At 56.0% G+C, this 15,312-nt stretch carries 11 protein-coding genes and 1 pseudogene; 5 read left to right on the top strand and 7 right to left on the bottom strand.

The window, feature by feature from the left end:
* From KXG62_RS10130 to KXG62_RS10120, 3 genes and pseudogenes are all read right to left on the bottom strand, one after another.
* Positions 1–295: pseudogene (locus KXG62_RS10130) on the bottom strand (group II intron reverse transcriptase/maturase); the annotation flags it as partial.
* 612 nt (positions 296–907) lie between these two features.
* Entirely contained in the window at positions 908–1,741 is an 834-nt protein-coding gene (kduI, locus tag KXG62_RS10125; RefSeq protein ID WP_218091822.1) for a 5-dehydro-4-deoxy-D-glucuronate isomerase, read from the bottom strand.
* Between the two features lie 102 nt (positions 1,742–1,843).
* On the bottom strand, positions 1,844–2,608 hold the full coding sequence (locus tag KXG62_RS10120; protein WP_218091821.1) for a DeoR/GlpR family DNA-binding transcription regulator: 765 nt from the start codon (positions 2,606–2,608) through the stop codon (positions 1,844–1,846).
* Between the two features lie 188 nt (positions 2,609–2,796).
* Here KXG62_RS10120 and KXG62_RS10115 point away from each other — a divergent pair, with 188 nt between their 5' ends.
* Positions 2,797–4,104 (top strand): aminotransferase class I/II-fold pyridoxal phosphate-dependent enzyme, encoded by a 1,308-nt coding sequence (locus KXG62_RS10115; protein ID WP_218091820.1) that lies wholly within the window; start codon positions 2,797–2,799, stop codon positions 4,102–4,104.
* 119 nt (positions 4,105–4,223) lie between these two features.
* On the top strand, positions 4,224–4,640 hold the full coding sequence (locus KXG62_RS10110; RefSeq protein ID WP_218091819.1) for an NUDIX hydrolase: 417 nt from the start codon (positions 4,224–4,226) through the stop codon (positions 4,638–4,640).
* Positions 4,641–4,734: 94 nt separating this feature from the next.
* Here the strand turns inward: KXG62_RS10110 and ilvA are convergent, their stop codons facing one another.
* Complete coding sequence (ilvA, locus tag KXG62_RS10105; protein ID WP_218091818.1) at positions 4,735–5,988, bottom strand: threonine ammonia-lyase IlvA; 1,254 nt, start codon at positions 5,986–5,988, stop codon at positions 4,735–4,737.
* 276 nt (positions 5,989–6,264) lie between these two features.
* Positions 6,265–7,506 (bottom strand): S-layer homology domain-containing protein, encoded by a 1,242-nt coding sequence (locus tag KXG62_RS10100; RefSeq protein WP_218091817.1) that lies wholly within the window; start codon positions 7,504–7,506, stop codon positions 6,265–6,267.
* 254 nt (positions 7,507–7,760) lie between these two features.
* Between KXG62_RS10100 and KXG62_RS10095 the strand changes: the two genes are divergently transcribed.
* Both KXG62_RS10095 and KXG62_RS10090 read left to right on the top strand, forming a co-directional pair.
* The gene (locus KXG62_RS10095) at positions 7,761–9,398 is read left to right on the top strand and encodes an FAD-dependent oxidoreductase (protein ID WP_218091816.1); all 1,638 of its coding nucleotides are present in this window, start codon (positions 7,761–7,763) and stop codon (positions 9,396–9,398) included.
* Between the two features lie 238 nt (positions 9,399–9,636).
* Positions 9,637–9,966, top strand: coding sequence for a hypothetical protein (locus tag KXG62_RS10090; RefSeq protein ID WP_218091815.1), 330 nt, complete (start codon positions 9,637–9,639; stop codon positions 9,964–9,966).
* A gap of 269 nt (positions 9,967–10,235) precedes the next feature.
* Here KXG62_RS10090 and KXG62_RS10085 read toward each other — a convergent pair whose 3' ends face one another.
* Both KXG62_RS10085 and KXG62_RS10080 read right to left on the bottom strand, forming a co-directional pair.
* Positions 10,236–11,450: an MFS transporter gene (locus KXG62_RS10085; protein ID WP_218091814.1), complete on the bottom strand. Its 1,215-nt coding sequence runs from the start codon at positions 11,448–11,450 to the stop codon at positions 10,236–10,238.
* 5 nt (positions 11,451–11,455) lie between these two features.
* Positions 11,456–12,628: an ROK family transcriptional regulator gene (locus tag KXG62_RS10080; protein WP_218091813.1), complete on the bottom strand. Its 1,173-nt coding sequence runs from the start codon at positions 12,626–12,628 to the stop codon at positions 11,456–11,458.
* 249 nt (positions 12,629–12,877) lie between these two features.
* On the opposite strand from KXG62_RS10080, the gene xylA reads away from it, so the two are divergent.
* Positions 12,878–14,194, top strand: coding sequence for a xylose isomerase (gene xylA / locus KXG62_RS10075; RefSeq protein ID WP_218091812.1), 1,317 nt, complete (start codon positions 12,878–12,880; stop codon positions 14,192–14,194).
* The last annotated feature ends 1,118 nt before the right edge of the window (positions 14,195–15,312 follow it).

The raw sequence follows: 15,312 nt of genomic DNA, 5'->3' as shown, positions 1-15,312 counted from the left end.
AGTGCCGTCTTACGGGCTGGGGATGATACTTGCCTTCTTTGAGGATTTGATGGCATTCGTACAAGAAAAGATACTCCCCTTGCTTTTCGATGTCCGCAAGTGTCTCTCCGTCGATTCCAGCTGACCCTTTATTTGCTCGTACTCTCCTCCATGCTTCCCACAGAATATCCATCCGGTAGATCTTGTCATAAAGCGCATGGAATCTACGCTTCTTGTTTTCCTTGGCCGCATGACCTAGTTTCTCTTGGAGTTGTTGAACGTTTTCCTTTGGTGTTGTTAGCCTCTCGGCATTCACTGACTCGTACCTCCTTAAGAAACATGAACAAAGCAGGACCCCTTCCCTCCCGCAGGTTGTGTTGTCCTGCGTTCCTCGGTAGTATGAGCCCCTCGGACTCCCTTCCTGCAGACGAGTCACTTCACCTTCCGGGCTTATAGAACGTCTCTTTACGGTCTCAAAAAATTGATTCCGTGCAGGGGAGGGTCTCCCCAGTTCACTGCATCCTCTTTCTTGTCATGCCGCTCCCCATACGCCGGAGGATTCTTCGTTGCTGCTCCAAGTTCCAGGCAACTTCCATGGCCTTCGTCCATATTCACGAGACTCGGCTTCCTCTTGTCCCTCTTGCGAGGCCTTTTTGACGACGCGGCAGGATTCACTTTATGTTACGGCCTGACCGGTTGCTCGCCCCGTCTCTGACGGGTACTTTTGTCGATGCGCTTCTGCGCACAGATTTCTCCGTACGCAGGCATCCTAGCTACACGGGGGCTTGGCCCCTCCCGTGACCGGACTTTCACCGGCTAGAAGATGCGTGCTTGGCTGGGCACGCTGAACAAGAAAAAGCACAAGCCCCGCGTTTGAACCGCGTTGCTTGTGCTTTGTTCGTCGCTGCCTGATCAGGACAACGATCGGTTATTTCAAATCTTTCATCGCGACCATGTCCATGTCGGAGAACTCTTGGTTCTCACCGGCCATGCCCCAAATGAACGTGTAGTTGCTTGTGCCTACGCCGCTGTGGATCGACCAGCTCGGAGAAATGACGGCTTGCTCGTTGCGCATTACGACGTGGCGGGTTTCGGTCGGCTCGCCCATCAAATGGAACACGACGCCGTCTTCCGGCATATCGAAATAGAAATAAACTTCGGAACGACGGTTATGCGTATGGCAAGGCATCGTGTTCCACATGTTGCCCGGCTTCAGCAGCGTCATGCCCATGACGAGCTGGCAGCTCTTCACGCCGTTCAGGTGAATGTATCGGTAGATCGTCCGCTCGTTGGAGTTCGTAATCGAGCCCAGATGCTGCGGATCGGCCTGGGAAATCGCAATTTTCTCGGTCGGGTAGTTTTTATGAGCCGGCGTCGAGTTGAAATAGAAGCGGGCCGGATTGGACGGGTCTGCGCTGCGGAACGTCACGTCCTTGTTGCCAAGACCGACGTATAAACCGTCTTTGCTGTCCATCTCGTATTCGGTGCCGTCAACCGTAATGTAGCCTTTCGGCCCCACGTTGATGATCCCGATTTCGCGGCGCTCCAAGAAATAGTCCGCACCCATCGTATGCTTGTCCGCTTCGAGCTTGACCGGCTCGTTCGTCGGAATGACGCCGCCTGTAATAAAACGGTCCACGTGCGAGTAGACAAGCTTCAATTCGCCCGGCGCAAACAAGTTCTCGATCACAAATTCTTTGCGCAGCTGCTCGGTACCAAGCGTCTTCGTCTCTGCGGGGCTTACGGCATAACGGATTTCCATGATTTCAATTCCTCCCGGAGTGCATTTTCTTTAGCAACTCTATTATAACCCAAATGTTTATTTAAGTTCAAATACAAAAATTTTAAACCAAAATGAACCGAATTAGTCATGAGAAGCCCGTTCAATACGAACGCCGAGCCGTTCATATTTACGTACCGTTTCGTCCGAAACGGAAGGGTCCGTTACAATCATGGCGACTTCGGATAAGCCGGCGAACGTAATAAGCGCGGTTTTATCGAACTTGGCATGATCAGCCACGCAAAATACTTGCCTGGCGGTCTCGATCATCGCCCGCTTCTGCTCCACATGCATTTGCGTGAAGATCGTAAAGCCGTAATCGGCATGAATGCCGGTCGTCGATAGAAACGCCTTCTGCACGTTCAGCTTGCGCAGGAAACGCCCCGCATCTTCGTTGACCAGCAGGTTGCGGCTGCGGAATCCGCCGGGCACGACGAGCCGGATCTCCTCTTTCTTGATCAGTTCGCCGATAATGTACAGGTCGTTGGTAATGACCGTCAGCGGAATGTTCTCGAGGCCTTTGGCGATCTCCAACGTCGTGCTGCCGCTGTCGAGCGCGATGATGTCGCCTGGTTCGATGAACCCTAGCGCGCAGGCGGCCGCCTGCTGCTTCTCGTCCTTCCGCTTGCTGCTTGGCGCGTGCTCTTGAAGCAGGCCGGAATAGTTCTCGTTCGCCAGCACGGCACCCCCGTGGGTTCGCACCAGCACGCCCTTGCCCTCCAGCTTGACCAGGTCTTGCCGGATCGTCTTGCCGGTCACGCCGAGCCGTTCCGCGAGGTCCGCCACGGACACTTCCCTGTGAGCCATAAGGAGCTCCATAATTTTCTCGTATCGTTTGATGGCTGTCACCCGAAGACCTCCTGACGCAGTAAACGCTACCGTGGTAGCCGATTCTATCGTATCACAGCCGATTTACCAAAACCAAGCCGCCACCGTGAAAATATTCGCCGAAAGTTCGGAAACCGTCGTGACGCTGCTGCGGTAAAGTGATATAATATTGGCTAATGCCAATGAAGATCATGGAAGGATGGAAGGTAATGAACCCTCTGGCCCAACAGCTGTGCGATACGATCGCACAAGAGAACCCGCATGTATATGAGATGTTATCCGAGCTAGGCAAACAAATGTATTTTCCGAAGGTCGGCATCTTGAGCCAATCCGCGGAAGCGAAAGCCAAAGCGAACAAATTCAATGCCACGATCGGCACCGCTCTGGAGAACGGGCAGCCGATGCATCTGAAAATCATTCAAGATACATTGTCCGCGTATAACCCGAAGGACATTTACGAATATGCGCCGCCGGCCGGCAAACCGGAGCTTCGCGCGGCATGGAAAGCCAAAATGTTGGAAGAAAACCCGTCGCTGCAGGGCAAGCCCCTCGGCATGCCGATCGCGACGAACGCACTGACGCACGGCCTGAGCATCGTCGCCGATCTGTTCGCCGGCCCTGGCGACGCGGTCATCATCCCGGATAAAAACTGGGAAAACTATGAGCTGACCTTCGGCATCCGCCGCGGCGCCGAGCTCGTATATTACCCGCTGTACAACCAGCAGCGCAAGTTCAACGCCGACGGACTGCGCAGCGCCCTGCTCGCCCAGAAAAGCAAAGGTAAAGCGATCGTCGTCCTGAACTTCCCGAACAACCCGACGGGCTATACGCCGGGACCCGAGGAAGGCAGCGCGATCGTTGCGGCGATCAAGGAAGCGGCGGAAGCCGGCATCAATGTCGTAGCCGTCACGGACGACGCGTACTTCGGCCTGTTCTTCGAAGATTCGCTGCATGAATCGCTCGCCGGCAAGCTGAGCGATCTGCATCCGCGCGTCCTGTCGATCAAGATCGACGGCGCGACGAAGGAAGAGTTCGTCTGGGGCTTCCGCGTAGGCTTCATTACGTATGCCGGCCAAAGCGACGCCATGCTCGCCGCACTGGAGCAAAAGACGATGGGCATCATCCGCGCCACGATCTCCAGCGGACCGCATCCGTCGCAGACATTCGTGCTGCACGCGCTGCAATCGCCGGAATACAAGGCGCAGAAGCAGGAGAAATTCGAAATCATGAAAGGCCGCGCCAACAAAGTCAAGGCGCTGCTCGATAGCGGCAATTTCGGGGACGTGTGGGAATATTACCCGTTCAACTCCGGCTACTTCATGTGCCTGAAGCTGAAGACGGTAGACGCCGAATCGCTCCGCGTTCACCTGCTCAACAAGTACGGCATCGGCACGATCGCACTCGGCCAAACCGATCTGCGCGTCGCCTTCTCCTGCATCGAAGAGAAAGATTTGCAAGAGCTGTTCGAGTTGATCCATCAAGGCGTTCTCGATCTCGATAAAGTCGCTTCCAAATAAGCGGCGCACCTCTAGCGGCACAAGGCCGGGTTTCGCGAACAATCGCTATCGTTAGCGAAGTTCGCGGGACCCGGCTTTTTAATAGTTTTCGATCCGTTTCGACGATAAGGAGGCCCGCCATGCAAGGCTATAACGTCATCATGATATACAGCAAGGACAAGGAAAAGCTGCTGATGTGCAAGCGATTGAAGGAGCCGTACAAGGGATTAAGCAATCTTGTCGGTGGAAAGATTGAGCCCGGTGAATCGGGGATGGAGGCGGCTTATCGGGAACTGCTGGAGGAGACGGGCATAGGCCAAGACGATGTCGTACTGCACCATGTCATGGATTTTCAGTATTACTTTCAGCAATGCTATGTCGAGGTGTACGCCGGTAAACTGAAACGCGACGTCCGGATTTCAGGGGATGAGAACGAGCTGTACTGGTCGGATTTGAACCCGAATTTTTTTGACATGTCCCAATACGCGGGCGAAGGAAATATCGGCCATATGATCGAGCAGGTGAAGATGTGCAAGGACATCATTCTGGCCGATTAGATGCCTTTTCAAACGATACGGTTCCAATCCAAAGCGGCAGCCTGAACCGAAACGTTCAACAGACGTTCCCGGGTTCAAGCTGCCGCTGCATGCGTCAAATCAACAAATTGAACAGATGCGGATCCTTGTTGATCTCGCTGTAGCGAAACCCTTTTTGATGCATCCGCTCGACGAGCGGGCCGTAATCGTCCCGCTGCTTCAGTTCGATGCCGACCAGCGCCGGCCCGTTCTCCTTGCTCGTTTTCTTCGTGTATTCGAAGCGCGTAATGTCGTCGCTCGGCCCGAGCACATACTCGAGAAACTCGCGCAGCGCGCCTGCTCGCTGCGGAAAGTTCACGATGAAGTAGTGCTTCAGCCCTTCGTAGATGAGCGACCGCTCCTTGATTTCCTGCATCCGGTCAATATCGTTATTCCCTCCGCTAATGACGCAGACGACATTTTTGCCGGCGATCTGTTCGCGGTAAAATTCGAGCGCCGCTACGGGCAGCGCCCCGGCCGGCTCGGCGACAATCGCATTCTCGTTATACAGCTCGAGAATCGTCGTGCACACCTTCCCTTCCGGTACGACGATAATATCGTCGACTAGCTCGCGGGATATATCGAAGGTCAGCTCGCCGACCCGCTTGACCGCCGTACCGTCGACGAACTTGTCGATTTCGCCGAGCGTCACGATCTCTCCTTTGTCGATCGACTCGCGCATGGAGGGCGCACCCGCCGCCTCTACACCGATTAATTGCGTTGATGGGCTGATGCTCTTCACATACGTGCCGATCCCGGAGATCAGGCCGCCGCCGCCGATTCCGGCGAACACGTAATCAACCGGCTCCCGCATATCGTTCATCAGCTCCAGCCCGACCGTCCCTTGCCCTGCGGCGACTTTGGCGTCGTCGAACGGATGGATGAACTGCATCCCTTCCCGCTCCCCGCATTCCACCGCTTCGCGAAGCGAATCGTCGAACGTATCGCCCGTCAAGATCACCTCGACGAACGTGCCGCCGAACAGCTTGACCTGTGAAATTTTTTGCCTCGGCGTCGTCGCCGGCATGAAAATTTTGCCCGGGATCCCCAGCGCCTTGCATGAATAGGCTACGCCCTGCGCATGATTGCCCGCGCTCGCGCAGACGACCCCTTTGCGCAGCTTGTCCTCCGGCAAGCTTTTAATCAAATTGTACGCACCGCGAATTTTGAACGAACGGACGACCTGCAAATCCTCTCTTTTGAGGAACACATTGCAGCCGTATTTTTCCGATAAAATGAAATTTTTTTGCAATGGGGTGTGATGTACGACATCTTTCAGCACATGGCTGGCGACGATGATGTCTTCCAGCCTGATTCGGTCTTGCTTCATAATGGTCTCCGCTCCTCCGTCCGATTCCCTTCGCCGTCATGCAGCCACGCAAGTTCATCTTTTATAATAATTTATATAATTATACACGCTTCATGACGGCTGTCCACCCCCGGCCAAGCGATTCGCAGGTGAAATTTGAAGAGGCCTGTGTAAAGCCCGACGACAGAGAACGACGACAATCCGTAATCAGCAGCAAAAGAAGGACCCTCCCGCAGCGTAAATCCACCGCTGCCGGGAGAGTCCTTCTCCATTATAACGCTAACCTTTTTCTATCTTCTACTTAATGATGATCGTATGCACGAGCTGGTCTTTGCCTCTCAGCTCCAGTTGGCGTCCTTGCGTCAGCTGGCTTACGTCACCGGAAATATACAGTTCGGAGGATACATTGTACACGGCTGTCGTCACGCTGCCGCTCGCCTGCTGCTGGTTAATCGAAATCGAGCCGATTTCGCCATTGGCGTTCAGCGCGTAGCTGTTGAACGTGCCTGTTGCCGTAAAGTCGACGCGCTGCTGCGAGTCGGTCGAAGCGTTCAGCACTTCCACGTAGATCGCTTTGCCGCCGTAAGTGCGGATCACCGCTTTGTCACCGGTTTGCAGCTCGCCCGCCGTCACTTTGAGGCCGTTGCGGAAAATGAATGCACCCGGATCGAGCTCGACGCTGAGCGTCTCGTTATTGCTTGTTTTGATCGACAGCAAGTTGTTGCTCACCGTGCCAGTAATCGTGCCTTTAATGGAAGCATTGTCCGGAAGCTGGCTGCCGGTGCGGTCGAGCAGCGCCGCAAGCTCCGCGCGGGTCACTTGCTTGTTCGGGCGGAACGTATTGTCCTCATAGCCGTCCACGAGGTTGCGTTCAACCGCGACCGCTACGTAACCTACCGAGCCTGCCGGAATTTGCTTCGCATCCTTGAACGGAAGCTTCGCGTTCATCTTGGATTTCGCTTCATCCTGCAGTTTCATTGCTTTGACCAGCAGCGTCGTCGCCCAGAGACGGTCGGCTTCTTTTTCCGGTTGAATCATGTCCTCGGACTCCGAGAACAGGTCGTTTTGCAGCGCTACCGATACATACCCTACGGCCCAAGGGTATTTTTGCTTCAGCTTGTCGGCATCTTTAAAGTTCAAGTTCGCTTGTTTGGCCTCGGCCGATTCGGCTTGATCTCTCAGTCCCATCAGACGAACCGCCGCCGTAAGCGCTTCAATGCGGGAGATCGTTTTGCGCGGCTGGAACGTGCCGTCCTCATAACCTTCAAATACGCGTTTGGATGCCAGAGATGCGATGTATCGTTGAGCCCACTCCACGTCTTTGCCTTTCAGATCGTCGAAGCTGAGCTTAATGTTGAGATTAACGTTGATGTTTCCTTTTACCGTCGTTTCATACTTGCTGCGATCGTTATCTTGGCGGCCCTTCCCTTTATCGTCGTTGCCTTTTCCTTTGCCGTCCGCAAACGCAGCGGCAGAACCGCCAAGCACCATGGCCAGCGTCAATCCGGAAATCATCGTTTTCTGGAAAGTTTTGTTCATAAGTTGTCATTCTCCTTTGGGTTATGTAAGTGTAAGAACTTTCGCGCGAAGAGTTCCTGGATTTACTACATCGTTCGCTATTGCGAAATCGTTTGTGGGGGTGCTGAACATTTGCTGAAAAAAAGCTTCACATTTGCTGAAAAAATCGTTTTTGAACCGTTCTATGAAACATGGTAGACTTTAGAAAGGAAAATGATGATTGTTGCGGGAACCAAGTCAGTCGCCTGCATAGTAAAGGAGCGAATTCGCAAGGGATGAGAAAAAAAGGCAAAAGGCTCTCCGTAGGCCTCGCCGTACTGGCGCTTGTGGCGCTGGCGGCGATCTACAGCGTAGTCCAGTGGAACGCCGGAGCCAAAGAACCTCGCAATGCGGCCTCGCCGACCGGAAACGGCGGTACGGCAGATCCCGGCACCGTCAAGCCGGAATCGAAACCGGAGCCAAAACCAGAACCGAAAGAGCCGCCGCCGCCCACCGAGCAGGTCGACGTCGTCGTCATCGGCAGCGAGCTGGAAGGATTGTATTTGGCCCGTGCGGCGGCGGACGAAGGACTCAAGGTCAAAGTGCTTGATCCGCGGGCGGCGTTCGGCGGTCAGGTATTGCAAGGCGAGATGCTGTTCCTGGACGAAACCCGGGACGACCAGCATCGACTGCTCGTGCAAGGGCGGGCCAAGGAGCTGTTCGACGGATTCCGCAACGGCAAAATCCGCAAGCTGAAGGAATTCGAGCAATATTTTGACAAGCTGGCCAAAGATATTCCGGTCGAGCAAGGCATCCAAATCAACGGTCTGGAGCTGGCGCCCGGCTCGTTCGGCCCCCAAGCGATCAATGCGCTCGTCTATACGGGCAAGGACGGCCAGAAGAAACGGATTACTTCCTCCTACTGGGTGGAAAATACCGACTTCGCCGCGCTTGTAGGTAAGCTGCAGGTGCCGCGGATGCCGGGTCTTGAAGCGTTCTACGGGCAAACGAACGTCGAGTACATGAGCTCCGGCATGATGATGAAATTCAAAAATGTCGATTGGGCGAAGTTCCAATCGCAGTTCAACGCAACGCCGGCGGACGAGAAGCGCACCAAATACGGCTGGGGTTCAGTGGACAACAGCTACGCGATCAGCCTGGCCGGCATGACCGGCAAGTACAAGCCGTCGAACGACCGCGTGTTTTTGCGGGGACTGAATGCCGTAAGCCAGCGGGACGGGGAAGTCATCATTAACGCGTTTCTGATCTATACGGTCGATCCTGCGGACGACAAGTCGATTGCCGACGCAATGGCACTTGGCAAAAAAGAAATCCCGCTCATTCTCGAGCATTTCCGTAAAAGCCTTCCCGGCTGGGAGCATGCCGAGCTGAACGGCTTCCCGAATTATTTGTACATTCGCGAGTACAACCATTACGAAACGGATTACGTGCTGAAGCCGTCCGACATGCTGGGCGCGCGCATGTTCTGGGACAACGTCAGCATCGCCGGCTATCCGCTCGACCTTCAAGGCACGAGCGCCAACAAATGGGGCATCGAGATGGGACGTCCCGACAAATACGGCATGCCGCTGCGCAGCTTTTTGCTGAAAGACTACGACAACGTCATCATGGCAGGCAAAAACGTCGGCTCCTCGGCGATTGCCTACGGAAGCGCGCGCATTCAGCCGAACACGAGTCTCGCCGCCGAGTCGATTGGCGTCATTCTCGGACAAATCCAGGGCAAAAAGAAGCTTCGCGAAGTTAAGGAAGCGGACATGCCCGCGCTGCATAGCTATCTCGCCAGCAAGTACAACATCAAGCTGACCGGCGTCACCGGTAACAACAAGATCGCCGGCTGGACGGCGGATGAAATCGCGAAGCTGGATACAGGCGAAATCGTCTATCCGCAGTACATCCTGAAAAGAAAAAAATAGCGTCTCGCCACGATGACGACAAATCCCCCGTAGCGCCCGATGATCATTCGGACGAGCCGGGGGATTTTGCATGGCGAGACGGAGCTTGCGAGGCGCAGGCGGTGCAGACGGCACTCGCCAGGAATCGGCTGCCGGAGCGTGGCAAACGCGGAACGTTCGGGCGGCTGCCTGCATACGCTGATAAGAAAAAGCTTCTGATTCTTATAAAAAAACAGCCAATCCAGGCGGAGGTTAAGCTATGAGCTATCAGCATCCGGTACATTCGCAAGTATTGTATCAGGCGGATTCGCAGTCCGTTCACACCTTGAAGGCGATTCGCGATCGCATCCACCACATTTGCAAGCAGCACACCAATCAATTCGTCCGTATTCAGACGGTGGAAGGGCATGTGTACGAAGGCGTAATCGTCAGCTGCGACGAAGGGCATGTGTATGTGAGGGTTTCCCAGCAGCAAGGGCATCACGGGCATCGCGGGTTCTGGGGGCCGGGAGCCGCCGCCGCTTATAACAACGCCATACTCCCGCTCGTACTCTACAATTTGCTCGTCATTACGCTGTTGTACACTTGATCGTTAACGAGCGACCGTACGGGAGGGGATGGAGCTTCTACGGAAGCCCGTCCTTGTAAGGACCCCTTCATAAATCGGTACGGAACCCCAAACGAGCCATTTTGCTTACCGCGATCAAGCGGCAGGCAGAATGGCTCGTTTCATTGTCTTCGCACCCTCCGGCCAGGCCGGCTGCCGCAATCTGCGGCGCGCGCGAATCCCTAAACGCTGACGCGCGTTGCAACACTATATGGCGATCGGTCGAACCGGGCAGCCGGAGCGGCATCGCTTCACTTGGTCAGCACCTTCGCGCCGGGCGAAGCGCCCGGCAGCGGCTGCCTTCCCGCGCGCAGCATCAGCTGGCCAAGGATCGCGGTCACGCATCCGAGCAGGCCGACGATGACGAAGCCCTGCTGCAGCGTAAGCCAGTCGCCGGCCATGCCCATGAACAGCGGCCCGCCGAACATGCCCAGCCCGTAGATCGCCTGGTAGAAGCCCATCGCGGTCGCCCGCTTGCCCGTATCCATGTGCTTGATGCTGAGCGACATCAGCACCGGCGACGTAAATCCCCGGCCGAAGCCGGCGAGCGCCTGCGTAGCGATAAGCAGCCATAACGATCCCGTAAACGGAATGATCAGCGTGAAGAAGCCGCTGATCACAAACCCGATGACGACCACCCGCTTCTCGCCGATTTTCCGGGCCAGATGATTGCCGCCGATCCACGCGGCCAGCGCCGTCGGGAACGTAGAGAAGAATGTCAGCAGCCCCATATCGAGCTTGGAGGCGCCGAGCGACTGGGCGAATACCGGCGTAAAGCCGAACACGGTCGCGAAGGTCAGCACCTGGAACAAGATGGACAAGAACGACACGGTCAGCAGCGTCCGGTCCCCCGCAACTTCAAGCACACCCTGGAACGTAATTTTTTGCGCATCCGGATCGATCTTTTCCACCAGATAGAACGCCCCGGCAAGCCCAATGACGCCGACCGCGGCTCCGATAAGAAAGGCCGATTCCCACCCGTAAGCATCGGCAAACCAGCCGCCCGTCAAAATGCCGAGCATTTGTCCGAGCGAGTTGTACACCGACAGCGTGCCCATCGCCTGCGTCGTCGCATCCTTCGCGAAATAGCTGGCGAACAAGATCGTGAAATCGACCCACGTCGCCGCCGCCGCTCCGGCCAGCGCGCGCAGTATTAAAATCCACGTCAAATCCTGCGTGACGAGAATACCGACGCCCGCCAGTATGGAGAACACCAAACCGAAGACGATGAACAGCTTTCTTTTGTGGAAACGGTCCGAGATGACGCCGACCGGGATGCGCAGCAGCATCTGGCTCAGTCCGTACATGCCGACGATCAGGCCGGCCATCTTGTGGGACGCCCCCAAGTCCTCGACGTAAGCGGCCAGGATCGGCACGCACGTGTACATCGAGAACCAGAATAAGAGCGTCACCGCGCAAAATAACGGGATGCGGTATGAAGAAGCGTTGCTTGGGCCCTTATCCATGTCGATCACTCCACCGATACTTTTGTCGAAGCGAAAAACTTGCCGATCGCAAACGAGCACGCGCCGAGCACGGTTGCTCCCGAGCCCAGCGCGGAAAAACACACCTGCAGCTGCGCCCGCGGATAAGGCCAGCAGCGCTGTTCCACTGCCTCATGGACGGCTCCGCGAAGCCAGCGCTCCGCCTCCGCCAGCCTTCCTCCGATCACGATCAACTCCGGGTTGAAGCTGTTAATGATATTGACGATCCCAATGCCGAGGTAGCCACCCAGCCGCTCGAAGCAGTCGATCGCGGCGGCGTTTCCTTCTTCCGCCTGCCGGATAAGCGTTTCTACGCTGACGTCGATGTCCGGCAGGACGGCGCGCGCCTGCTCCAGCAGCGCACTCTCGGACGCGTACAGCTCCCAGCAGCCCGCATTGCCGCAGCGGCAAGGCTTGCCATCGTAGCGGATCGAGATATGCCCCATCTCGCCGGAAAAACCGGAGGAACCGCGAAACAGCTCATCTTTAATAATGATACCCGTGCCAATGCCCATCCCGATGCTGACGTATACGAGATGAGCCGCTTCCCGGCCCGTGCCGAACTGCTTCTCGCCCACCGCGCCCGCATTCGCTTCATTGTCGATCACGACCGGGATCGCAAATTCCTGCTCGATCCGCTGCTGCAGCGGCACGTTCTCCCAGCCGAGATTCGGCGCGAACAGCACTTGGCCCTGCTCGTCGCTGAAACCCGGAATGCCGATGCCGATGCCGACGATGCCGTAGGCGCTGTCCGGCGCTCTGCCGATCACCTCGCGAATGCAGGCGATCAGGTCGGCGATCACCGCTTCCACGGACGAATTGGCATGCTTCATCCGGTATTGCTCCACCCGATTGCCATTCAAGTCCGTCAGCGCCGTCAAAATATAGTTGATACCCAGATCCACCCCGACGGCGTAACCGGCCGTTCCGTTGAAGCGCAGCATGACGGGCTTACGGCCGCCGCTCGACTCCCCCGCGCCAATCTCGTCGACAAGACGGCTGTCGATCAGCTCGGACACAAGCGACGAAACCGTCGCTTTCGTCAGTCCCGTCAGCTCCGCCAGACGGGCTCTGGATACGGGCGAAGCGCTGCGGATATGGTGCAGCACGATCGATTTGTTTATTTTTTTGACCAGATTCAAATCACCGGTTTGCTTCATTGCTTATGCCTCCACGCTTACTGCGGCGTTGATCATGAGATGACCGGCGACCGCTGCAAGCGAACCATACAAGTATATTCGTGATGACACTGATTTTAACACGAATCGGACTCATTCTGCATTAACTAAGTTTGTTTAATCAATTTACAAAGTTCGCCGCTTCGTGATATGATGACGTTTGTAAGCGTTTCTGTACGGCGGCATGCCGTGGAACGGACTCCTACCTTTTATTATCCGGAGGGATGATCAATGAGCTATTTTGGCAACGTTTCGAAAATTCAATTCGAAGGCCGGCAGTCAACCAACCCGCTTTCTTTCAAATTTTACAACCCGGATCAGCTCATTCTCGGGAAAACGATGCGCGAGCATTTGCGCTTCGCAGTCGCCTATTGGCACTCGTTCACCGCAAACGGCACCGACCCGTTCGGCAGCGGCACGGCGGTTCGCGGCTGGGATCAGTACAGCGGCATGGACCTTGCCAAAGCGCGCGTGGAAGCGTGCTTCGAGCTGCTGAACATTCTGGACGTCGACTACTTCTGCTTCCATGATCGCGACATTGCCCCGGAAGGCGCCACGCTGCAGGAGACGAACCAGAACCTGGATGCGATCGTCGCGCTGATCAAGGAACAAATGCAAGCGTCCGGCAAAAAGCTGCTGTGGAACACGGCCAACATGTTCTCCAATCCTCGCTTCGTGCACGGCGCGGCTACGACCTGCAATGCGGACGTGTTCGCCTACGCCGCGGCGCAGGTGAAGAAGGCGCTCGAGCACGGCAAAGAGCTCGGCGCAGAAAACTACGTGTTCTGGGGCGGACGCGAAGGCTACGAAACGCTGCTGAATACGGACCTCGGGCTCGAACTCGACAACCTGGCGCGCTTCCTGCATATGGCCGTCGATTATGCCCAGGAAATCGGCTTTGACGCCCAGTTCCTCATTGAGCCGAAGCCGAAGGAGCCGACAAAGCATCAATACGACTTCGATGCGGCGACGGCGCTCGCTTTCCTGCAAAAATACGATCTGCTCTCGCACTTCAAGCTGAATATCGAAGCGAATCATGCGACGCTCGCAGGCCATACGTTCGAGCACGAGCTGCGCGTATCGCGGATCAACGGCGTGCTCGGCTCCATCGACGCGAACCAGGGCGACATGCTGCTCGGCTGGGATACGGACGAATTCCCGACCGACCTATACTCGACGACGCTCGCGATGTACGAAATTTTACAGAATGAAGGCGGCATCGGCCGCGGCGGCGTCAACTTCGACGCCAAGGTACGCCGCTCTTCCTTCGAGCCGATCGATGTCGTGTACGCGCATATCGCCGGCATGGACGCCTTCGCGAGAGGGCTGCAGGTCGCAGCAAAGCTGATCGAAGACCGCGTGCTGGACGATGTGACCGACAGCCGCTACGCTTCCTTCAAGTCCGGCATCGGCGCCGACATCGTCTCCGGCCGGGCGAATTTCAAATCGCTCGAAGCGTACGCGCTGCAAAACAAGCCGATTGTCAACCAATCCGGCCGCACCGAGCTGATCAAAAATGTGATCAATCAGTACATTAGCAACGTATAATCCTAGGCCGCATCGGACGCGGTAAAGCGGATGAGAGCAAATAGCCAAGCAGCAGCGCTCCGCAAACGGCGAACACGCTGCTTGGCCGAAGCATTCCCGAGTGGGACGGCACCGAACGGTTGGATCAGGGGGACCTGAGACCAACCGTTCGGTGCTTTTGCGATGTGTGTGGCTGCTTTTGGATGCGGGATGGATGGCGGCATCAGACATGGCCTCCAATAGCTCATTCACAATTTTGCATCGTGTCACTTCTCGCCCTTTCTCGGCACTTCACCTCTTACATCGGCCTAGACCGGTTGGGGAACGATCGCTGCGCATTCCCCTTGTATCGGCTTTGACTGGTTCAGCTAGACCAGGCCGTTTTTCTGCGCATTCCCCTTGTATCGGCTTTGGCCGGTTGGGCAACGTGAACAGGCCGTTTCTCTGCGCATGGCAAGCGTTTCTCTGCACCAAGCAAGCACAGAATTCTCGAAACGAAAGACTCTGAGCTATTGGACCCATATCCAACACGCGTGAATCCCAAGCGTACGTTTCGGCGCTGCGCAGCGGTCGGTCGAACCCCACTTGGATGAATTGGGGACCGGCTTCCTTTCCGACGGACCCGACCCACAGAAGCGACGAGACAAGCGCCGCCTTGCCCAACAGTGCGGTTATCCCCATTATTCCTTGGGTAAAACCAGCTAAAACCGGCGCAAACGGTCGTCAAACGCCTTACAGTAGTGCCAACCCAATTATTCAGAGGGATGGGGCTCTGAATAGTTCGGTTTGGCTACTACATGCCTCAAATCGGTTGTTTCAACGCAAAATATTACGGTTTGGCCCACTACTTATTGGTTTTATCGAACAATGACTTTCCAGCGCATGTGAAGCCTAAGCGAGTGTTCCGCCGGAGCGGCGGTCGACCTACCTATCGATGCTGAAGACGGTGGAACTACGTAGTCGAGTTATGTTTCATCGCTGCAAGCGTTCGAGCCGCGTTTCGTTGCTTGCTGCAGGCGGCGGTTAAGGAGGCGGTTAAGGAGGCGGTTAAGACGGCGCTGCGACGGTCGAGCCACATCATAACCCCCACTTCCCTCCATCCCACATACAGAGTGCAAGCCAAAAAGACGCATCCTGTT

Source organism: Paenibacillus solanacearum, from assembly GCF_910593845.1.
Taxonomy (GTDB): Bacteria; Bacillota; Bacilli; order Paenibacillales; family NBRC-103111; genus Paenibacillus_G; species Paenibacillus_G solanacearum.
This window is presented reverse-complemented; position numbering and strand designations above follow the sequence as displayed.